This is a genomic window from Burkholderia anthina (assembly GCF_001547525.1).
Classification (GTDB): Bacteria; Pseudomonadota; Gammaproteobacteria; order Burkholderiales; family Burkholderiaceae; genus Burkholderia; species Burkholderia semiarida.
Genome location: NZ_LNJP01000003.1, coordinates 1,499,155 through 1,520,660, shown reverse-complemented (window position 1 = coordinate 1,520,660; position 21,506 = coordinate 1,499,155). Strand labels below are relative to the sequence as shown.

Sequence of the window (21,506 nt, the reverse complement as noted above, 5' to 3'; positions counted from 1 at the left end):
TCTGCGCATTACGCGTCGCGATAGAGAACGGCGATTGCATCCGTATAGGCCGCGACGTTCTCGGGGTTGTAGATGCTGACCGAGTCGAGCACGTGCCTCGACTGCTCGCGGTACGCGTCGAGATTCGCGTCGTGCTCGGCGAACGCCTGCAGCAGCGCGCGGCCGCCCGCCTGGCAGTCGAAGTCTGGATAGAAATACCCGGCCTTGCCGAGGAACGGCGAGTTGTGGATCAGCGGATAGTCGCCATACAGCAGCTCGTAATACAGGTAGTTCTGCGCGTTCTCCCACGTGTGCGACACCACCGCGTCGCCGTACGCGGCCATGAACTCGTACACCGCGTAGCGGCTTTCGAACGTCGTGATGCCATGGTTCACGATGTCGAGACTTTTCGCGAAGTGCACGAACGTCGGATGTTCCTTCAGGTGCAGCGTGTTGCATACGCGCACGAATTCGAGGAACGCCGGCTTCGCGCGGTAGGCTTCCTCCGTGATCAGCATCGGGATGATGCTGGTCTTCACCATGCAGATGTTCGGCTCGAACATCGTCACGCGCCACCGGGGCTTGCCGGGCTGATAGCCGAACGACAAACCGGCGCCGAGCGTCGCGCGCGCCTTGTCGAACAGCATCGGATGCCAGATGTGCGGGACGATCGTGACCGGTGCGCGCAAGCCCGTCTGGTAGTAGTGCAGACACGAGCGCTCGAATTCGGGAATCGTCCACACCGCGTCGTACGGCGCGCCCGAGAACAGGAAGCCCGACGGCTTGTCGAACATCGCGCGTTCGATGTCGATCACGTAGTCGTTGCCGACCCGCATCGTGACGACCTTGCCGCCGCGCTCGCGGAACGCGCGCAGGTAGTCCGCGCCGAATTGCGCGCTCATCTCGATCAGCACGTCGCAGCGCTCGAGCGCTTCGTCCATCGACAGCAGCGGCACGTTCCACTCGCCGAGCATCATCTGCGGATCGGCGACCTGTTCGCCGCCGTTGACCATCACGGCATCCGCGACGAGCGGCGACTGGCGCAGCAGCAGGATCAGCAGCAGGCAGTTCTGGAAAATGCCGTTTTCCCATAGCGACTGGCCGGCGCCGCGTACGAACAGCGACACGCCGACGACGAGGCGTTCGCGGGCGCGAGATACTGGTCTGGTGGTCGCCATTTCCGTTTATTCCTCCAGGTTGAACCGCTGGGCGCTTGGCGCTTGAGAATTCCGATATCGACCATTCACAAGTCGACTCCCGATTTCATCGAGCGTGCCAATTCCTGGCCATTGATTCGACCGAGCATGGCAAAACACCGAAGCAGTCGCATTGATGACGTATTGTGTGTTTCCGCGTGTTTTTCCATCGCGTCCGTCAGGTAACTGCGCATACTCGTTGCGATAGCGGAACGCCTGCCATACAACGCGCTTGCAAGTCCGGCCGCAAAGGCACGCCTCGCGTCGCCGTGTATCTTTCCGTCCATGTGCGGATCGATCACCGCATTGGCGATACGCTCGAATTGCTGCATCGAGCGCCCTACCGACCCACCTGCGGACTGCTCTGTCATTCTCAACCGGCTCGGCTTGCCAGTGTAGTAGCCTTGCACCCAGTGAGCCCCGGCCAGCGAGGCGGTGCGCAATGCGTCGGCGCTTTCTATCCCCTCCACCACCACCTGCGATGCCTGGTCTCGGGCACTCGTCACCAATTTCTTGAACTGCTCGAGATGTATCGCGTCGTATTCGCCCGTCGGTAACATTCGACCAGAAATCTTGATGATTTCGGGCGAAGAAATCACCGCGCGATTCTCCACGCTGAACCCGTCGCCAAAATCGTCCAGGGCGATACTGCAGCCGATACGCCGCAGGTGCTCGACAAATACTCGACCTGTTACGGGTGACAACTGCGTAGTTTCGGTAATCTCCACCACAAGACGAGACGCTATGTCCGGTCTGCCTTCAAGCAGCCGAAGAACCGATGCCCATCCTCCGATCTCATTCGCACTTTGCGCGGAAATATTGACGCCCAATCGAATGTTGAAGTTCGACTCCAGGAACTCGATGGCCATGCCAATGACATAGCGGTCCAGGAAGCGCATGAGTCCAAGCCGTTCCAGACTGGGAATAAACGCCGACGGATATGTGATCGGTTGATCGTCGGTGCCGCGAAGTCGCACCAGGCATTCGTGATACAAAACCCGCTCACCATCTTGTACGCTCAAGATCGGCTGAGCGCACAGCATCAATCGATCGCAAGCTGTCGCAGCCAGCACTACGGCGGCCGTTCTCAGGTCCGGCGTCCCGTAAGATCCTGTATCCCGTGCAAGGGCATATTGCACCATCGCCTTCGTGCAGTAGCTCATGTCGTCGTCATACACTCGGACGAAAAACGTGGCGTCCCGCGAACCTTGGCGAAAACCGGCACAGAAACCCGCGGCTGCGAAAAACCCTGCCGCCCCGCAGCCACGGGCCGGTGCGATGCATGAACGGCGATACACCGACGACGAAGCGCTCGTCCTCGCCGGGCGCTGGACGCACATGGGCGTCCGACACGCGTATGGGCCGGTTCATGCGGCCAGACGCTCAACGAACGCATCCAGGTTGGCGGGGTTGTCGATCGAGACCGATCGCAGCAACCGGTCAGCTTTCGCGCGATAGTCGTCAAGCCGCTCGTCGTGATGCAGCCACGCTTCGAGCAGCGCCTGGCTGCCCGCGACGGAATCGAAGTCGGGGTAGTAGTAGCCGGCATCTCCGAGCATCGTCGAATTGTGGATCAGCGGATAGCCGCCATATAACACGTCGTAGTACAGGTAGTTCTGCGGATTTTCCCAATGGTGCGACACGACGGCATCCGCATGGCACGCCATGAAGCCCGGCAGGTCGGTGCGCGGTTCGAACGTCGCCTTATGCCGGCGTACGAGATCGAGGCTGTTCGCGAAATGCACGAAGGTAGGATGTGCCTTCATATGTATCGAATTGACGACGAACAGATGCTGCACGGCCTCGGGATGCGCGCGGTAGAACTCGTCGCAAACAAGCATCGGGTAATGGCAGGACTTCACGACCGAGATGTTCGGTTCGAGCGTCGCGAGATACCACGCGCGGCGACCAGGCCGATAGCCGAACGTCATGCCTTCGCTCGCCAGCGCGGCGATACGGCGATCGAGAAAGTACGGCGACCACAGATGCGGAATCGTATGGACCGGCGCGCGCGTGAGCGTGCGCAGCAGCGGCACGTCGATCTTTTGCGACTTTTCGAGCACCCACACTTCGTCGAACTGCGTGCCGTTGAAGATGTGTCCCGAAGGCTTGTCGAAGATCGGCGTTTCGGCCAGGCCGCTGTAGATATGGCCGACGTAGCACGCGACAAGCTTCGTGCCGAGCGCCTTCACGTGCCCGAGCCATTCGACCGGCAATTGCGCGCCCATCTCGATCACGACGTCGAGCTCATGCGTGACGTCGACGGGTTTCACGAGCGGGATGTCGAGGCCGTCGAGGTCGAGGCCGGCCGGCAGCGCGTTCGCGTCGCCGCCGTTCAGGAAATAGACGGGTCCGACACGGTCCGAGCACTTGAGCATCATCGCGAGATACGCGATGTTCTGGTGAATGCCGTTTTCCCACAACGACTGGCCATCGCGCGCAAACAGCGATATGCCGACACTTGGACGCAGCCTTTTGCGATCGTGGTTGAGGGAGCGCCCGAGCGTAGAGTGCCTCATGGTTCCACCCGGAATGCGTGGCGTTGTTGAAAGCTGTCCATAAAACGCCCAACTTGACGAGACAAAATCATTAGCGGTTGAACAGGGAAATCTCCGGGCGAATGCCGACAGGATCGGCATCCGCCCAGAGCTCAAATCAGCGCTTTACCATTGATATGAGACGCCAGCGCCATAAGTGCTGGAGCTCCCGCTGATCCCAACCCCGATCTTCGCTTTCAAGTTGTCGCTGAAGCGAACGGATACCCCGAGCGCAGTCGCTGCGTACCCTTGGTAACTCCCCCCTCCAATCCCCACCGCAATCGTCTTACCGGGGTCGACTTCGGGAATCATGGTCAATGCGGTCGCCGCGGCGATCCCGGAGTAGGCACGACGTGCTACCTCATTGACGGTCGACTGGACACCCCACAACTGGTTCATGTTCGCTGCATCCGTTCCATTGATGCCAGGCGCCACATTCGTTAACCGGCGCTCATGGTCGGGCGATCCGAACGACACCGTGTTGGGCTGCGAAGCTACCGAACCCGCACCGATTGCCACGGAATTCGAAGCGCTCGCAACACTGCCCTGTCCTACCGCAGTCGTATTGGCTCCCGAAGCAGTCGATCCCTGGCCCAATGCAGTCGAGTTGGCTCCTGTCGCGGCTGCAGCCTGACCATCCGCCTTCGAGTTAGCGCCGGAGGCGATCGCACCTTGCCCCTCTGCAGTCGAGTTTTGCCCGGACGCGACCGCCCCTTCACCCACCGCGGTCGAGTTCGTTCCAGACGCGGAAGCATTTTGACCAACAGCCGTCGAGTTCGCCGCCGCGGTTGCCCCGGTGCCAAGGGCGGTGCTACCGTCGGTCGTTTGGGTCTTGATCGACGTGAGCGGAGCCACCGCGGTTGAAAGCGATGCCAGGCTGTCATTGGTTGTGGACAGTCCGGTCGACAGTGAAGTCACATTACTGTCTGTCGTGCTCAAGCCCGTCGACAACGAGGTAATACTGCTGTTTGTCGAACTGAGGCCGGTTGATGTTGATGTCGACAGCGATGCCACGCTGCTGTTGGTCGCGCTCAGGCCCGTCGACAGTGAGCTGACTCCGGTGGATGCGGATGTCGACAGTGACGCCACGTTGCTGTTCGTCGTGCTCAGCCCCGTCGACAGCGACGCGATGCTGCTCCCGGTCGAGCTAAGGCCGGTCGACAGGGAGCCAATGCTCGTCGACGTGGACGTCGACAACGATGCCAGATTGCTGTTGGTCGCGCTCAAGCCCGTCGAAAGCGAGTTGACGGTTGTCGACGTCGAAGTCGACAACGACGTCACCGTGCTGTTGGTCGTGCTCAAGCCAGTCGACAGCGAGTTGATTCCCGTCGCGGTCGACGTCGACAGAGACGTCACCGTGCTGTCGGTCGTGCTCAGGCCAGTCGACAACGAGTTGATACCCGTCGAGGTCGACGTCGACAGCGACGTCACCGTGCTGTCGGTCGTGCTCAGGCCAGTCGACAACGAACTGATACCCGTCGAGGTCGAGGTCGACAGCGACGTCACCGTGCTGTCGGTCGTGCTCAGGCCAGTCGACAACGAACTGATACCCGTCGAGGTCGAGGTCGACAGCGACGTCACCGCACTATCGGTCGTGCTCAAGCCCGTCGACAGCGAACTGATGCCCGTCGAGGCCGACGTCGACAACGACGTCACCGTGCTGTTGGTCGTGCTCAAGCCCGTCGACAGCGAACTGATGCCCGTCGAGGTCGACGTGGACAGCGACGACACGGTGCTATTGGTCGAGCTCAGACCGGTCGACAGCGAACTGATGCCCGTCGATGTGGAGGTCGACAGCGATGCCACCGTGCTATCGGTCGTGCTCAATCCCGTCGACAACGAGCTGATGCCCGTCGAGGCCGACGTCGACAACGACGTCACCGTGCTGTTGGTCGTGCTCAAGCCCGTCGACAACGAGCTGATGCCCGTCGAGGCCGACGTCGACAACGACGTCACCGTGCTATCGGTCGTGCTCAAGCGAGTCGACAGTGAGCCGATGCCCGTCGAGGTCGACGTGGACAGCGACGACACGGTGCTATTGGTCGAGCTCAGACCGGTCGACAGCGAACTGATGCCCGTCGATGTGGAGGTCGACAGCGATGCCACCGTGCTATCGGTCGTGCTCAATCCCGTCGACAACGAGCTGATGCCCGTCGAGGCCGACGTCGACAACGACGTCACCGTGCTGTTGGTCGTGCTCAAGCCCGTCGACAACGAGCTGATGCCCGTCGAGGCCGACGTCGACAACGACGTCACCGTGCTATCGGTCGTGCTCAAGCCAGTCGACAGTGAGCCGATGCCCGTCGAGGTCGACGTGGACAGCGACGACACGGTGCTATCGGTCGAACTCAGGCCAGTCGACAGCGAACTGATGCCCGTCGACGTCGAGGTCGACAGCGACGTCACCGTGCTATCGGTCGCGCTCAGGCCAGTCGACAGCGAGTTGATACCCGTCGAGGTCGACGTGGACAGCGACGTGATCGAGCTGTTGGCCGACGACAGGCCCGTCGACGTGGAAGTCGACAGCGATGCCACCGTGCTATCGGTCGAGCTCAGGCCAGTCGACAGCGAACTGATGCCCGTCGAGGTCGATGTCGACAGCGAGCTGATCGAGCTATTGGCCGACGACAGGCCCGTCGACGTGGAAGTCGACAGAGATGCCACCGTCCTATCGGTCGAGCTCAGGCCAGTCGACAGCGAACTGATGCCGGTCGAAGTCGACGTGGACAGCGACGTGATCAAGCTGTTGGCCGACGACAGGCCCGTCGACGTGGAGGTCGACAGCGATGCCACCGTGCTGTCGGTCGTGCTCAAGCCGGTCGACAACGAGCTGATGCCCGTCGAAGTCGACGTCGACAGCGATGTCACCGTGCTGTCGGTCGTGCTCAACCCGGTCGACAACGAGCTGATGCCCGTCGAGGTCGACGTCGACAACGACGTGATCGAGCTGGTCGCCGACGAAAGGCCCGTTGACGCTGATGTCGACAGTGAACTCAACTGACTGTAGTTCACCGCGTCGGTTGGATTCACGCCTGCGGCGACGTTAGTCAATGTGACCGGCGTAGTCGCGCCGACACCACCCAACGTCACCGACGTATGCGCGGCGTTGTCATACTGCACAGAATTTGCTACGCCCGTCGACAGCGACGCTACCGAGCTATTCGTCGCGCTCAGACCCGTCGACAACGACGTCACGCCACTTTGCGCAGTGCTGATCCCGGTCGATGCCGACGTCGACAGCGACGTCACCGAACTATTCATCGCGCTCAAACCCGTCGACAACGACGTCACGCCACTTTGTGCCGTGCTGATCCCCGTCGATGCCGACGTCGACAGCGACGTCACCGAGCTATTGGTCGAGCTCAGACCCGTCGACAACGAGGTCACTCCGCTTTGAGCTGTGCTGATCCCCGTCGAAGCCGACGTCGACAGCGACGTCACCGAGCTATTCGTCGTGCTCAGACCCGTCGACAACGACGTGACGCCACTTTGAGCCGTGCTGATCCCCGTCGAAGCCGACGTCGACAGCGACGTCACCGAGCTATTCGTCGTGCTCAGACCCGTCGACAACGACGTGACGCCGCTTTGAGCCGTGCTGATCCCCGTCGACGCCGACGTCGACAGCGAGGTTACCGAGCTATTGGTCGAGCTCAGACCCGTCGACAACGAGGTCACTCCGCTTTGAGCCGTGCTGATCCCCGTCGACGCCGACGTCGACAGCGAGGTCATCGAGCTATTGGTCGCGCTCAGACCCGTCGACAACGAGGTCACTCCGCTTTGAGCCGTGCTGATCCCGGTGGACGCCGACGTCGACAGCGAGGTCACCGTGCTATTCGTCGAGCTCAGACTCGTCGACAACGACGTCACGCCGCTTTGCGCGGTGCTGATTCCGGAGGAGGTTGACGTCGACAGCGAAGACACCGAGCTATTCGTCGAGCTCAGCCCCGTCGATAACGACGTGACGCCGCTTTGCGCCGTACTGATCCCGGTCGACGCCGACGTCGACAGCGAGGCTACCGAGCTATTCGTCGCGCTCAGACTCGTCGATAACGACGTGACGCCGCTTTGCGCGGTACTGATCCCGGTCGAAGCCGACGTCGACAGCGACGTCACCGAGCTATTCGTCGCGCTCAGACCCGTCGACAACGAGGTCACTCCGCTTTGAGCCGTACTGATCCCGGTCGACGCCGACGTCGAAAGCGAGGCCACCGAGCTATTCGTCGAGCTCAGCCCCGTCGACAACGACGTGACACCGCTTTGCGCGGTACTGATCCCCGTCGAGGCCGACGTCGACAGCGAGGTCAATGAGCTTTTGGTCGAACTCAGACTTGTCGACAACGAGGTCACGCCGCTTTGCGCAGTGCTGATTCCGGTGGAGGTTGACGTCGACAGCGACGTGACGGAACTGTTGGTTGAACTGAGCCCTGTCGAGAGTGACGCAATTGAACTGCTTGCGGATACAGCACCGGCAGCCGCAGTAGAGAGGCTTGTCACGCTCGAAGCGACAGCAGTAATCGCTTGATTGGTCGCATAAAGCTCCGAGCCGTTAATCGCGTCAGTACTAGTTGCCGATATCTGCCCTGGATTGACATTGGTGATGGTTCTGTCGAAACCAGGGGCACCCACGCTAACTACCCCGTTACCGTTGCCGGCAAAAGTATATTGGACACCGTTAATCGTTGTCCCGAGCGGTGCCGAAATCAAAGCATCGACGATCGACCCATTACCTAAAGCCACCGAGTTTATCGCAGAAGCCGTGGCCCCAAAACCAATTGCCGTGGCGCCGTCAACAGTCGCAACAGCCTGCCCGCCAATCGCCGTGGCGTGCGATTGGCTCGCGGTCGCGAACGCACCAAGCGCTGTCGCATATAGATTCGACGCGGTAGTGGCCCAACCGATGGCAATCGCGGGTCCCATGGTCCCAAGTACGTTCGAACCCGAGTTCGCTGCGGCAGCTGAACCAATTGCAATATCCCCAGCGGTAGATGCATTGGTTACCCCATTATTGCCACCAATTGCGATCGCACCTGTTTGAGCGGCCGCTCCGAGGCCCGCCGAATATTGCGCCAGAACAGTATGCGGGGACGAAATCAGCGCAAGGACCATCAGCGCAACTACGCTTCTTTTGTTCGGCTTTCCGCGAGCTGAGTCATTTTCAGAGGCGGCCACCCAGGCGCCAAGCGCCTCGTTCCAAATTGTTCTGTAACTCTTGTTCATTTAGATCCCCGTCGATATCGAGCCGCGACTTCCGGCAGTGACTTCTTCCGTATAAATCTGACAAATTGAAAACATGTCGACCTTTCAACGGCGAGCTAAATGCCAAACCCACTCACCGGCTAGCGACGATTTTCCAATTGACCATCTGGCCCAGGGCTGAACAATTTTCACGAAAATGCACCAACACGGTGAATATGTGTAAAGATTCGTCAATTCCAATATCGCCAACCGTCTAATTTATTGGCACTCGATTGAAACAAGCGACCACTCCAAAGTGACTGGCAGTGCGTCACGCCAGCCCCGCCCTTTCCCCGAGCGACAGCCGTTCTGTCTAATGTTTTCAAATTTTTCTCACACCCACGAGGTCAGCAAAAATTCAAAAAGCACGGCGCGGCGAAGCGTGACAATATTTCAGAAAGACAGACATCTATGAACCGACATCTGATCGCACGGAGTAATCAATGGGCGAGTATGCGCATCGGCTATATCCGGCTGCACTGATAGCGGCGGCGTCCGGGTGAATTTAAAGAATGCCCCGCCGCCTCTCGCCATTGCTTGAGGAAACGTCAGCCGTGCAGATAATTTGCCTCCACTTTTTTTAGGATACGTCAATGCAGACCTATCAAAATTACCTCGATTTGAAGAAACGGCTTGATCACGAACTTGAGATCGAAAAACTGAAAATGATTGATGCCGTGATATCAGAGATTCGAATGTGCGTGAAATTGTTCAACTTGACCGCACGCGATGTGTTCCCCCCTGAACATCAACGCCAGCGAAAAAGAAGGGCCAAATACTACGATCCTGCCTCTGGATGTACTTGGTCAGGGGTCGGCCGCGAACCGCACTGGATTAAAGGGAAAAACAGGAAAGAATTTTTGCTGAACCCGCCCGCTCATGATGAGACTCAGGGAAGCCTCAGCTCTGATGAGCCACTGCCGCCCGTTCAAACGGGCCGCGATCACTTGTTACAAGATTAGAAACTCAGAAACGCATTTGATCATCGAACACATTTGATTTAACTCAGAACCAGAACCACACCCCAATCGAAATCGGCGGATTTCCACCACACAAAGGTGAAATACTCGCTTCACACAAACGATATATGAAGATTTTGTTTTTGGACGAGCGAGGATTATATGGTGATCTCGCGCGCCTTCTCTGTCAGCAACGCGTAAATGATGTGGTCGTCGTCAAGAAGGGCGCTCACGCTGTGCGCGCCCTTCAACAAGCGATGTTCGACCTCGTTATCTTCGAATTGACTGTGCCGGTCATGTCGGGGCTCGACCTCGTCCGCTGGGTTCGGCATAACCTCGGCAAGAAAATTCCCGTCCTGGCTTTATCCGGCGTATTGTCAGACTGTTCCACCGCGGATGTACTCAACGCTGGAGCAGATGACTGGATCCGCACGCCGATAAGCAAAGAAGATTTTATCGCCAGAGTAAATGTTGTAATGCGGCGCATGAACTTCTCAGAAGAATCAGATGACTCCGTCTTGGTCGGAAGTTACCTGGTTCCACGCGGCGGTCGAAATATCTTCGTCAACAACGAGCCGGTTAAAATGACAAGGAAGGAGTTCGAGATCGCCGCCACGCTTTTCAGAAATGTCGGGCGGGTCGTTCCCCGCCACCACCTGATAACGTTTGTCTGGGGAGACGCAGGCGACACGTCCTCGCGATCTCTTGACACCCATATCTATCGCGTGAAAAACAAGCTGCGACTCAATGGGGAGCATGGCCTCCGGCTGCAGTCGGTATACACCTTCGGATATAGACTCGAGAAGGTGTAAGCAGCACGCCCAGTCATCAGCCCGCTGCATCGTCTACTTTCCGGGCTGTGCATGGCGGAATGCGGCGCTCGTTGGCGGACGGAGCCGCCGGACTCTGCGATCGATGCAACTATTGGAAGGTCCTGTCTTCCGTGGCGACCTGAGCCCGGCGTGTCACGCCACGCAAAAGGATGAAGAGTATCGTCGCCCCAATAAGATCGAAGGCTCCAAATGCTCCAAAGAAAAGCCCATATCCAAACCGGTCGGCAGTCGAACCCAACAGCAACGAAAATCCAAGACCTCCAATCGAGGCCATCATACCGGCCAGTCCGGCTGCAGTACCTACCTCATCCGGTTCGAAGACGTCTGCGCACAGCGTATTGAGAAGTACGGAGATCATCTGATGTGCAAAACCACCAATGCAGAACAGAACGATTGCTTGAAGCGGCGTAGCGACCAGGCCAATACACGCGGGCCCGAACATCAGAACGGCTCCGAGCACTACGCCGGCGACGCGCGATCCGATTAGCCGCACGTGAAAGCGGTTGATCAGGAAAGGCGACAAGTATCCGCCGAAAAGGCCACCCAGGTCGGCTGCAAGAAAGGGTAGCCATGCAAACAGCGCGATCTGCTTCAAGTCCATGTGCCGTTCCGTTGCCAGATACAGCGGAACCCAGAAAATCAGGGTCTGCCAGACGGGCTCGGCAAAGAAGCGCGCCTGGGCTATCGCCCAAAAACGGCGCATTCCAAGCACCTTCCACATGCGCCGGATTCCTTCATGCCACTCGGTGCAGACTGACATTCGCTTACCGGGAGGCTCTATCTGGTTCTTCTTGCCCATCCCCCGGTACTGCCCTGGCGAGCGGTAGACAAAATACCAAATCGCCGACCATATGAAACCCAGCGCGCCGGTAATAGCGAACGCGCTTTGCCAGCCATACTTGCGAGACAGAAATACGACGACCAGCGGTGCAAAAAGTGAGCCGAGTGAAGTGCCAGCGTTGAAATACCCGACCGCGACCGATTTTTCCTGATCTGGAAACCATTCGGCAACGATTTTCATCCCGGCGGGAATCGCGACAGCATCGGCGGCGCCTTTTACCGCACGCAGTGCAGCCAGCGATAGCCATCCACCGGCCACGCCGTGCAAGATACCTGCAAATGACGAAATTCCTACGAATACTGCAACGCCAATCCGCAAGCCGATCAAGTCTATGACCAGCCCGCATATCGGTTGCATGACTAAATAACCTGCCTGAAATGCACCGACCACGTATCCGTATTGCTGCGTACTCATGTTCAAAATGAACTTGAGTTCCGGCGCCATCACCCCGAGCGCGTTGCGGGACAGATAATCGATGATGGTACCGAGGCAGCCAAACGCCACGACCCACCAGCGCAGCCTGTAGGCCTGTTTCATAAATTTTCCGTACAGACGGCCTACGGGGCGGTAGGTGTGTTGTTCTCAACGGGGGACCAGATTCCGACGCGATATCTCGCCGTGACCATCATCGGCTTTCCTTGATCAACCGGGATGGTGACACAGCCCACCGGCGTTTGAAAGCGGTCGAGAAATGGCTCATATTGTTGAACCCGCATGCCAGCGCCACGTCGGTTACGCTCCCCTGCCCTCGAAGCAACATATTCTTCGCACGCTCGAGGCGAGCTTCCATCACATATTGATGTGGTGGCAGACCGGTGTATTTTCCGAACAGGCGCATGAAACCATACAAATTTGAGTCGAAGCCCGCGGCACTGGCGATCTCCCGGACTCGCAGCGTTGAGTCCAGACCGGAGTGAATGAACTGCAATGCACGGTCCATAATCGCATCCGCGAGCCCCATGTTGCACTCCCATGTGGTATTTCGGGCCAGCGCCGTGAAGCGGTAAAGCGCCGAGAGCGCCAACCACTCGGCATGTTCGACGCCAGTAGGCGTGCCCGATGACGCGTCCCGCACGATCTCGTCAATGAGTTGCACCAGTATGCGATCGTGGATACCCGCAAACCACCCATGGAGCGGGATCGGCATCCGGCCGGAGGTACCCTGAAGCCAATCGATATTGATAATGAGATGGCTTTGCTCGAGATTGACGCCCCATCGATAATTCAACGCCGCATTAGGCGGACCATACGCCACACTGCTATCTGAAGCATCGGCGTGCTGCCAGCGGCCGAATCGATTGAGGCTTTCAACCCGCTCGTGGGGCTTTCGATACAAGCAAAGAAGCAGGTTCGATTCGAATCGCAAATCCCGTACTTCTCCCTCTTCGCGGATCTGATAGTTATGCACTTGAATCCCATCCCACGGTGACGCCACTGGTGCGCTTTTCCATGTATCTGGTAGCGCTGTCAGGATGCGACCCTCTGAGGGAGAGGCGTCGGAACACGGAAACTGCGTGGCCGGATTGGCGTCCATGATCGGATCAAAAGTGGCATGCAATGTTGTAATAATTGGAACATGTTTCGACCACAAAGGCGAGTATCGATTCGCAGTGCGAAGGCCCGGCCTCGAGGGAAGCGAGGATGATCCGGCTGTCGCGACGGCTCAGGGCCAACAGGTCGAGAGAAACGTTGACAGTAGCTACGCGTCGACGTTGCAGCCAAGGCAACACCGTGGTTCGCGAATGCGCCTTCCGGGGCGAATCGCCACAAGATACCGTGGATACCGTTGTACTGAACTCTCACCCTTCAACGGAGCAACGTCATGCGACCGAGGATTTTTTTGTCTGCGATGCTATTCACCTCAACGGCATTGGCGTTCATCCCGGCGACCGCCAGCGCGGAGCCGTTCACAATCACGGTCGATGGCCTCCATCGCGGGCACTTTACGAACGAACACGTGTACGGAGGTTTCGGCTGTCACGGTCAGAACGTTTCGCCGCGCATTTCGTGGGCTCACGTTCCGCGCGGCACGAAGAGCATCGTCGTGACGATCTTCGACCCCGATGCGCCGACCGGGGGGCTCGGCTGGACCCACTGGGAGATCGTCAATGTTCCGCCTTCGGCGTCGTCGATCGAAAAAGGCGCTTCTGGCGATCCGAAGCTCATGCCGAGCGGCGCTGTCGAAACGTTGACGGATTTTGGCGAATCCAGATACGGTGGGCCCTGCCCGCCTCAGGGGGCGTCGCATCGATATGTCGTGACGGCGTCCGCCCTGAACGTGGAAAAAATCGACGTGGCGCCGGCGGCAAGTCCCGCGGTCGTCGCTTATCAGATGCACGGGAAAATCATCGCTCAGGCAAAGTACGTCGCCCGATATCATCGCGCCTCCACTACCGATTGACGGTTGCGATTACGCCAACGACATTCCACCACGTTGAGGTTGCCGCCGCACCCGACGGCACCACGTAACACCATGCGGCATCAACCAACGCCGCAGCCCGACGACAGCTCAGTCCAGCGCATTCGTGCCGATAGGCCGCTATTCGTCACCCGACAACCCATTCCCGCCGTCGAACCGCGTGACGCCCGGCAGCGCGCGCAGCTTGTCGCAGATCGCCTTGTATTCGCCTTCCGACACCCGCGCGAGCGCGATGCGCACCTCGTCCTGCTCGGCCGCGTCGTCGGCACGCTGCACGATGAACTGCTTCACGCGCGCACTGTCGGGGCCGAGCGCCGCGTGCAGCGAATCGAACGTCAGCGTGCCGCTCGCCACCGTCAACGCGAGCTGGCGCCGCTGCCGCACCGTGAAATAACGCCGCTCCAGCGGCTTGATGCCGGCCAGGATGATCAAAATGATGATCGTCGCCGAAATCGCCGCGACATAGAGCCCGCCACCCACGGCGAGCCCGATCGCGGCGACCGACCACAGGCTCGCGGCCGTCGTCAGCCCGCGTACGATCTCGCCGCGCAGCAGGATCGAGCCCGCGCCGAGGAAGCCGATGCCCGACACGACCTGCGCGGCGATCCGCGACGGATCGAGCACGATGTGGTCGCTGGTGCCGAGCACGTCGGCGAAACCGAACGCCGACACGATCATGATCAGCGTCGAGCCGACGCACACCAGCATGTGCGTGCGCAGGCCGGCGGCCCACGACAGGCGCTCGCGCTCGAAGCCGATGACGCTGCCGAGCGCCGCCGCGAGAACGAGCCGCATCACGAGTTCCAGGTTGCTGAGCATTCGATTTATCTCCTTTTTTGGTGCCGGCCGCGCGGAATGTTTTATCCTTGGCCCCGGCCGCGCCGATTCTCCGGGCCGCGCCGACACGTTTCGATCCAAGCGCTCAAAACCCCACCATGTCCGTTTCCGACTCCGCTTCCGCCCAGGCCGCCCAACTGCGCCACCATTTCGCGCACGTCGTCTTGCCGATCTGGCGGGGTTCAGGGTTCGACCCGGCATTGCAACTGCCGTTCGAGGCCGTCGATCCGGCCACCCACGCGCCGCTGCCCGTGACCCGTTATCGCGCAATGGCGTGCGCAAGGCAACTGTTCGTGTTCGCGCAGGCCGGCGACACCGCGCACGCGGCCACGCTGTTCGATGCGCTGTGCCGGCACTTTCGCGACCCGCGCCACGGCGGCTGGATCTACAGCGTCGACGCGCAGGGCGCGCCGCTCGATACGACCAAGGACCTCTATACGCACGCATTCATCGTATTTGCGTGCGCCGCGTGGCATGCGGCGTCGGGCGACGCCGCCGCGCGCACGGTGGCCGAAGCGACCGCCGCGCTGATCCAGGACCGCTTCGCGCCGCGCCACGGCGACGCGTTGCTCGATGCCGCACGGCACGCCGATTTCTCGTCATCCGGCAGCGGCGCGCTGCAGAATCCGCTGATGCACCTGACCGAAGCGTGGCTCGCGGCCGCCGACGCGTTCGGCGACACCGCGTTCGACGATGCGCTCGCGCGCACCGCACAGGCCGTCGAACGCACGTTCGTCGATGCGGCGACCGGCTGCGTGGCCGAGCTGCCGCTCGGGGCGGCCGACAACCGTTTCGAGCCCGGCCATCAGTTCGAGTGGTTCTATCTGGTCGACGCGGCCGGTGCGCGGCTCGCGCGGAGCGGGCTCCCCGCCGCGCTGTCGCGCGCGTTCGCGTTCGCCGAGCAATACGGCGTCGATCCGCAGACGGGCGGCGTGTGTGCGGCGCTCGACGCGCAAGGCGCGTGCATCGACGGCACGCAGCGGATCTGGGCGCAGACCGAATACCTGCGCGCGCTCGCGACGCACGGCGGCACGCCGGCCTCCGCGCCGCTCGCACGTCAGATCGAGCGGTTCGCCGCGCGCTTCCTGCATCCGCGCGGCTGGTTCGAGTGCAAGACGGCCGACGGGCAGGTGTCGCGCGCGGACATGCCGTCGACGACGCCCTACCACCTCGCGACCGCCTACGCGGCGCTGCCGGCCGGTTCGTAACCTGCCGCGGCAAGCGACGGCGCCGCGCGATCGCCGCGTGCGGCGCGCCCGTCGCCCAGCTCGAACACCGACACCGCCTGCATCAGGTGCGCGGTCTGGTCGTTCAGCGACGCGGCCGCCGCCGCGACTTGCTCGACCAGCGCCGCGTTCTGCTGCGTGAGCTGATCCATCTGCGTGACGGCCTGGTTCACCTGCTCGATCCCGACGCTCTGCTCGACCGACGCCGCCGTGATCTCCGACATCGTCTGCACGACCCGCGTGATCGACGCCGACACCGTGCGCATCGCGTCACCGGCGCGCTCGACGAGCTCCGCGCCGCCATTGATCTGCGCGACCGAATCCTCGATCAGCGCCTTGATCTCCTTCGCCGATTGCGCGCTGCGCTGCGCGAGCGAGCGCACTTCGCCCGCGACCACCGCGAAGCCGCGCCCCTGTTCGCCGGCCCGTGCGGCCTCGACCGCCGCGTTCAGCGCAAGGATGTTGGTCTGGAACGCGATGCCGTCGATCACCGAGATGATCTCCGCGATCCGCCCCGAGCTCTGCGCGATGCCGCGCATCCGGTCGATCACGCTGTCGACCACGCCGCCGCCGTGGCTCGTCGCTTCGAGCGCCGCGTCGGCCAGCGCACTCGCCGCGCGGGCGCTGTCGGTGTTCTGCCGGACGGTCGCGGTCAGTTCCTCCATGCTCGCGGCGGTTTCCTCGAGCGACGCGGCCTGCGTGCCCGTGCGCGCCGACAGGTCGGCGTTGCCGCCGGCGATCTCGCCCGCGCCGAGGTGGATCGCGTCGGACGCGTGGCGCACCGTGCGCACGGTGCCCGCGATGCTCGTCTGCATCGCGGCGAGGCCGCGCAGCATCCGGTCGATCTCGAATACGCCGCCCGCCTGCACGGCTTCGTCGAGACGGCCCTGCGCGATTCGCTCGAAATGGCGGCCGGCCTGCTCCAGCGGCGCGACGACCGCGCGCCGCGCGGCCGCGTAGATCGCGGCGCTCGCCGCGAGCATCGCCACCAGCAGCACGATGCCGACCGACTTGAACCACAGTATGCCGCCGTCGATCGTGTCGAGCGCCGCGCGGCTCGACGTGCCGCCATAGTCGGTGAAGCGATGCAGCTCGGCGATGTACGCGTCCTGGAAGCCCTGGGTCGGCTGGTCGAGGAACGCCTGGATGTTGTCGGCGTCGAGGAACTGCACGAGTTCGCCCAACGCGCCGCGCAGCGCGCGATAGCGCTCGGTGAGCGCCGCGACGCGCGTGCGGTTGGTCTCGTCGACCGGCTGCGCGGCCGTCAGCACGGCGAACGCCTTGTCCGCTTCCGCGAGCGATGCGCCGGCGTGGCGGATGATGTCTTCGGGCTTCGGCCCGCCGCGCACCATCCGCGTGCCGGCGCGCGACAGGTTGATGCGCGCGTCGAGCAGCTGCTCGGTCGCCCGGCTGGCCGCGTCGGCCTGCGCGATCGCGACGTTCGACAGATCGTCGACGCCGCCGCGCGTCGACGCGAGCGTCCAGAAACCGAGCGCTTCGATCGCGAACAGGAAGAGACAGAACACGGTCAACACGCCGAACAGACCCGACGCGAGCTTGATTTTTCCGAACATGGGGGGGATTCCTGGAAAGCGGACGATGAGGCAATGCCCCGGCATTAGCGGCATTTCTTCGTCGGACTTTAGGCGGAACGGCCGGAAACGCGGGCCAATCGCGCGCTTCGCTCGCGCATTCGCGTCGAATCGCCCGCAAACGCGGAGATCTTCGGTATTCGACGCAATAATCGCGTCGCATCGCACCGGGATTTGCACGAAATGCGGACGAATTTCCTTGCTTATCCGGAACCCCCTTCCTAGAGTTCAGCGCAAGCGGGCACTCATTTCGAAGGAAATTCGATGACCGACATCACGGACCACGCGCGCGGCGCATTGCGTGCGCAGCCGTTCAGCATGCTGCTGGGCACGGAGCTGATGCATATCGGCGACAACGAAGTGTCGCTGTGTCTGCCCGTGCGCGAAGAACTGCGGCAGCAGCACGGTTTCGTGCACGGCGGCGTGATCAGCTATCTCGCGGACAACGCGCTGACCTTCGCCGGCGCGCTCGTGCTCGGCCCGCGCGTGATCACCGCCGAATACAAGATCAACTACCTGCGGCCGGCCGTGAACGGTACGCTCGTCGCCCGCGCGAAGCTCGTGTACGCGGGCCGGCACCAGGCGACCTGCCAGTGCCACGTGTTCGTCATCGACGGCGATCACGAGCGGCTCGTCGCGATCGCGCAAGGCACGATCAATCGGGTCGGCGACGGCAAGATGCCGGATGCGCCGGTGGAAACGGCGTGAGTTGCCGAGTCCAGGCATGGATGCCGCGGCGCGTGTCGCGCTAGCGTTTCATCGCAGCGAGATAAACCGCATCACGCTCTCGGCGGCCCACCGCGACCACAAGGACGATCACTTCCGCGTCGCGCACTTCGTAGACGAGGCGATAGCCGACACCAGGCAGTTTGATCTTGTAGCGATCCGGGTGGCCGTGCAATTTGGCTGACGGGATGCGGGGATGGTCGAGCCGCTCGGCGAGCTTGGCCTTGAATTGATCGCGCACGGTGCGATCGAGCTTCTCCCCTTCAATGCAGGTTCGAGAAAGGCGAGATCAAAGGTCATTCAGCTTGACCTTGACGACCTTCTCCTTGGTGCGCGAATCGGCCAACGCATTGTCTTCGATGTCTCCCAGGCGTTCGACCATCGCCTCCCACGTCTTCGCCGGAATGCAGTAGAACGCGGGTTCGTTGTGATTCAGGATCGCGACCGGAAAACCCTCGCCCGCGGCAACGGTTCCCATCGGATTCCGCTTCAGCTCCGAGACGCTAGCCGTCACGCTTGCCAGAATGGTGTGAGGCATACCCGCTCTTCTCCAATCGAGCGCCGATTGTACTTAATTTGATACGAAATTTGGCACAAAAATTTGGCTCTCTGATGCGCTCGACACCCGGCCGTCGACGAACGGAAGCAGCCTCCTGAAAGACAGCCCTAGTCGGTTTCATCCCCCGCCAACGGCAAAAACCGCGGCGCCACCTTCGCCCGCACGTTCCCGCGCTCATCCGTCCGATAGATCCCGCGCGCCGCGTTGTGCGGATGCACGGCCGCGTCGGCCACGCTCAGCACCGGCGCGAAACACGCGTCGGTGCCTTCGAGCAAAGCGCGCCAGTGCGCGGACGGCCGCTGCGCGAACACCTCCGCGAAACGCGCCTTCAGCGCGGGCCAGCGCGCCCGGTCGTACTGCGACGCGGGATCGACGTCGGTCAGCCCGAGCCGTTCGACCAGCAGCGCATAGAACGGCGGCTCGAGCGCGCCAATCGTCACGCATTCGCCGTCCGCGCAGCGATACACGTCGTAGAACGGCGCGTCGTGGAACAGGCTCGGCTGCGCGCCGTCGAGCTGCCCGTTCGCGCGTGCCCACAGCGCCAGCGACCCGAGCATCGACACGATGTCGACGATCGCGCCGTCGACCACGCGGCCCGGCCCGCCGCCGCGCACGTCGAGCAATGCGCAGACGATCCCGAAAGCAAGCCCGAGCGCGCCGCCCGCATCGCCGACGACCGTCGGCGGCACGCCCGGCCGGCCGTCGCGCGGCGCGGACAGCGACAGCAGCCCCGTCAGCGCGACATAGTTCAGGTCGTGCCCGGCCGCGGCCGCGAGCGGTCCATCCTGGCCCCAGCCGGTCATGCGCCCGTAGACCAACTTCGGATGGCGGCGCGCGCAAGCGTCGGGCCCGAGGCCGAGCCGCTCCATCACGCCGGGCCGCAGCCCCTCGATCAACGCATCGGCCTGCGCGATCAGGTCGAGCGCGGCATCACGCCCGGCCGGCGCCTTCAGGTCGAGTTCGACGATCGTCTTGCCTTCGCGCAGCAGGTCGCCGTCGCGGGCCCGCAGCGCGTCCGGCGCGCTGGTGCGGCCGGACGGACGCGCGACAAGCGTGATGCGCGCGCCCATGCCGGCGAGCATCCAGCCCGCGAGCGGGCCGGGGCCGAGACCTTCGAATTCGACGATGTGGATTCCGGAAAGCGGTGCGTTCAATGACATGCGATTCTCCTGTCGACTGACGCAGGTCCCGTGATTCACGGTCGACCTGCGCGAGCGCGTCGGTTCGATGCCTTGGTCATCGAATGGCTTCCGCCACGCACGCATCAAACAAAAAATCCCTGCGCAGCGGAATCGCTTCGCAGGGATCGGACCGAGGTTCAGTTGCGCCACGCCGCACGCACGAACCGTCATACGTCAGAACGCATCCCCCGGCACGCGCACCCAGCCTTCCATCAGCACGCGCGCGCTGCGGCTCATGATCGCCTTCTTGACGGTCCACTCGCCGTTCTCGCGCCGCGCTTGCGCGCCGACGCGCAGCGTGCCCGAAGGATGGCCGAAGCGCACCGCGTTGCGTTCGCCGCCGCCCGCCGCGAGATTGACGAGCGTGCCGGGAATCGCCGCGGCCGTGCCGATCGCGACCGCCGCCGTGCCCATCATCGCGTGATGCAGCTTGCCCATCGACATCGCGCGCACCAGCAGGTCGACGTCGCCCGCGTTCACGCGCTTGCCGCTCGACGCGACGTAGTCGGCCGGCTTCGCGACGAACGCGATCTTCGGCGTGTGCTGCCGCGTCGCGATTTCGTCGAGCGTGTCGATCAGGCCCATCCGCAACGCGCCGTGCGCGCGGATCGTCTCGAACTTCTCGAGCGCCTTCGCGTCGCCGTTGATCGCGTCCTGCAACTCGGTGCCCGTATAGCCGATCGCTTCCGCCTCGACGAAGATCGTCGGGATGCCCGCGTTGATCATCGTCGCCTTCAGCGTGCCGATGCCCGGCACGGCCAGATCGTCTACGAGGTTGCCGGTCGGGAACATCGAGCCGCCCGCGCCTTCTTCCTCGGCGGCCGGGTCCATGAACTCGAGCTGCACTTCGGCGGCCGGGAACGTGACGCCGTCCAGCTCGAAGTCGCCCGTCTCCTGCACCGCGCCGTTCACGATCGGCACGTGCGCGACGATCGTCTTGCCGATGTTCGCCTGCCAGATCCGCACGGTCGCGACGCCGTCGCGCGGCACGCGCGCCGGGTCGACCAGCCCGCCGGCGATCGCGAACGGGCCGACGGCCGCCGACAGGTTGCCGCAGTTGCCGGTCCAGTCGACGAATGCACGGTCGATCGCGACCTGACCGAACAGGTAGTCGACGTCGTGGCCCGGCCGCGTGCTCTTCGACACGATCACCGTCTTGCTGGTGGACGACGTCGCGCCACCCATCCCGTCGATCTGCTTGCCGTACGGATCGGGGCTGCCGATCACGCGCAGCAGTAGCGCGTCGCGCGCGGCGCCCGGCGCCTGCGCGGCGTCCGGCAGATCCTGCAGCCGGAAGAACACGCCCTTGCTGGTGCCGCCGCGCATGTACGTGGCGGGAATCCTGATTTGAGGAATGTGAGCCATGTCTGTGTTCCCAATGCGCCG

The 21,506-nt window shown here is 62.2% G+C and carries 20 protein-coding genes and 1 pseudogene; 8 read left to right on the top strand and 13 right to left on the bottom strand.

What is annotated here, in order from left to right:
- Positions 1-8 precede the first annotated feature (8 nt).
- The 4 genes from WS64_RS26855 to WS64_RS35705 form a co-directional block, all read right to left on the bottom strand.
- Positions 9-1,157, bottom strand: a complete 1,149-nt coding sequence (locus tag WS64_RS26855) for a DUF2827 domain-containing protein (protein WP_060968239.1) — start codon at positions 1,155-1,157, stop codon at positions 9-11.
- Positions 1,158-1,222: 65 nt separating this feature from the next.
- The gene (locus WS64_RS26850; protein ID WP_167351645.1) at positions 1,223-2,338 is read right to left on the bottom strand and encodes an EAL domain-containing protein; all 1,116 of its coding nucleotides are present in this window, start codon (positions 2,336-2,338) and stop codon (positions 1,223-1,225) included.
- A gap of 204 nt (positions 2,339-2,542) precedes the next feature.
- A complete protein-coding gene (locus WS64_RS26845; RefSeq protein ID WP_060968237.1) occupies positions 2,543-3,694 on the bottom strand; it encodes a DUF2827 domain-containing protein in 1,152 nt (383 codons plus the stop codon).
- Between the two features lie 144 nt (positions 3,695-3,838).
- Positions 3,839-4,651 (bottom strand): YadA family autotransporter adhesin, encoded by an 813-nt coding sequence (locus WS64_RS35705; RefSeq protein WP_432206259.1) that lies wholly within the window; start codon positions 4,649-4,651, stop codon positions 3,839-3,841.
- 2,113 nt (positions 4,652-6,764) lie between these two features.
- Between WS64_RS35705 and WS64_RS35700 the strand changes: the two genes are divergently transcribed.
- From WS64_RS35700 to WS64_RS35690, 3 genes are all read left to right on the top strand, one after another.
- Positions 6,765-7,109 (top strand): hypothetical protein, encoded by a 345-nt coding sequence (locus WS64_RS35700; RefSeq protein ID WP_432206256.1) that lies wholly within the window; start codon positions 6,765-6,767, stop codon positions 7,107-7,109.
- A 387-nt stretch (positions 7,110-7,496) separates the two neighbouring features.
- A complete protein-coding gene (locus WS64_RS35695; protein WP_432206255.1) occupies positions 7,497-7,877 on the top strand; it encodes a hypothetical protein in 381 nt (126 codons plus the stop codon).
- Positions 7,878-7,958: 81 nt separating this feature from the next.
- A complete protein-coding gene (locus WS64_RS35690) occupies positions 7,959-8,234 on the top strand; it encodes a hypothetical protein (protein WP_432206254.1) in 276 nt (91 codons plus the stop codon).
- A gap of 5 nt (positions 8,235-8,239) precedes the next feature.
- Here WS64_RS35690 and WS64_RS35685 read toward each other — a convergent pair.
- A pseudogene (locus WS64_RS35685) lies at positions 8,240-8,929 on the bottom strand (ESPR-type extended signal peptide-containing protein); the annotation flags it as partial.
- A 611-nt stretch (positions 8,930-9,540) separates the two neighbouring features.
- On the opposite strand from WS64_RS35685, the gene WS64_RS33700 reads away from it, so the two are divergent.
- Together WS64_RS33700 and WS64_RS26820 are read left to right on the top strand one after the other, a co-directional pair.
- On the top strand, positions 9,541-9,909 hold the full coding sequence (locus WS64_RS33700) for an H-NS histone family protein (RefSeq protein ID WP_081103934.1): 369 nt from the start codon (positions 9,541-9,543) through the stop codon (positions 9,907-9,909).
- 125 nt (positions 9,910-10,034) lie between these two features.
- Positions 10,035-10,718 (top strand): response regulator transcription factor, encoded by a 684-nt coding sequence (locus WS64_RS26820; RefSeq protein ID WP_081103933.1) that lies wholly within the window; start codon positions 10,035-10,037, stop codon positions 10,716-10,718.
- A 109-nt stretch (positions 10,719-10,827) separates the two neighbouring features.
- Here WS64_RS26820 and WS64_RS26815 read toward each other — a convergent pair whose 3' ends face one another.
- A complete protein-coding gene (locus WS64_RS26815) occupies positions 10,828-12,117 on the bottom strand; it encodes an MFS transporter (RefSeq protein ID WP_060968235.1) in 1,290 nt (429 codons plus the stop codon).
- 88 nt (positions 12,118-12,205) lie between these two features.
- Positions 12,206-13,114, bottom strand: a complete 909-nt coding sequence (locus tag WS64_RS33695; protein WP_081103932.1) for a helix-turn-helix domain-containing protein — start codon at positions 13,112-13,114, stop codon at positions 12,206-12,208.
- A gap of 288 nt (positions 13,115-13,402) precedes the next feature.
- Here WS64_RS33695 and WS64_RS26805 point away from each other — a divergent pair, with 288 nt between their 5' ends.
- Positions 13,403-13,981, top strand: coding sequence for a YbhB/YbcL family Raf kinase inhibitor-like protein (locus WS64_RS26805; protein ID WP_060968234.1), 579 nt, complete (start codon positions 13,403-13,405; stop codon positions 13,979-13,981).
- A 138-nt stretch (positions 13,982-14,119) separates the two neighbouring features.
- On the opposite strand, the gene WS64_RS26800 is transcribed toward WS64_RS26805, so the two are convergent.
- Positions 14,120-14,818, bottom strand: a complete 699-nt coding sequence (locus WS64_RS26800; RefSeq protein WP_060968233.1) for an MgtC/SapB family protein — start codon at positions 14,816-14,818, stop codon at positions 14,120-14,122.
- 116 nt (positions 14,819-14,934) lie between these two features.
- Here WS64_RS26800 and WS64_RS26795 point away from each other — a divergent pair, with 116 nt between their 5' ends.
- Positions 14,935-16,044 carry an AGE family epimerase/isomerase gene (locus WS64_RS26795; protein ID WP_060968232.1) on the top strand — a complete coding sequence of 370 codons (1,110 nt, stop codon included), beginning with the start codon at positions 14,935-14,937 and terminating at the stop codon, positions 16,042-16,044.
- Here the strand turns inward: WS64_RS26795 and WS64_RS26790 are convergent.
- Positions 16,017-17,636, bottom strand: coding sequence for a methyl-accepting chemotaxis protein (locus tag WS64_RS26790; RefSeq protein ID WP_060968231.1), 1,620 nt, complete (start codon positions 17,634-17,636; stop codon positions 16,017-16,019). The genes WS64_RS26795 and WS64_RS26790 overlap by 28 nt on opposite strands.
- Positions 17,637-17,918: 282 nt before the next feature.
- On the opposite strand from WS64_RS26790, the gene WS64_RS26785 reads away from it, so the two are divergent.
- Positions 17,919-18,362, top strand: a complete 444-nt coding sequence (locus WS64_RS26785) for a PaaI family thioesterase (RefSeq protein ID WP_006480333.1) — start codon at positions 17,919-17,921, stop codon at positions 18,360-18,362.
- A gap of 40 nt (positions 18,363-18,402) precedes the next feature.
- On the opposite strand, the gene WS64_RS33690 is transcribed toward WS64_RS26785, so the two are convergent.
- From WS64_RS33690 to prpF, 4 genes are all read right to left on the bottom strand, one after another.
- Positions 18,403-18,621 carry a type II toxin-antitoxin system RelE family toxin gene (locus WS64_RS33690; protein WP_081103931.1) on the bottom strand — a complete coding sequence of 73 codons (219 nt, stop codon included), beginning with the start codon at positions 18,619-18,621 and terminating at the stop codon, positions 18,403-18,405.
- Positions 18,622-18,669: 48 nt separating this feature from the next.
- Positions 18,670-18,918, bottom strand: a complete 249-nt coding sequence (locus WS64_RS26775) for a type II toxin-antitoxin system Phd/YefM family antitoxin (RefSeq protein ID WP_060968229.1) — start codon at positions 18,916-18,918, stop codon at positions 18,670-18,672.
- A gap of 128 nt (positions 18,919-19,046) precedes the next feature.
- Positions 19,047-20,099: a CaiB/BaiF CoA transferase family protein gene (locus WS64_RS26770; RefSeq protein WP_060968601.1), complete on the bottom strand. Its 1,053-nt coding sequence runs from the start codon at positions 20,097-20,099 to the stop codon at positions 19,047-19,049.
- 195 nt (positions 20,100-20,294) lie between these two features.
- Complete coding sequence (gene prpF, locus WS64_RS26765) at positions 20,295-21,485, bottom strand: 2-methylaconitate cis-trans isomerase PrpF (RefSeq protein ID WP_060968228.1); 1,191 nt, start codon at positions 21,483-21,485, stop codon at positions 20,295-20,297.
- Positions 21,486-21,506: the final 21 nt, after the last annotated feature.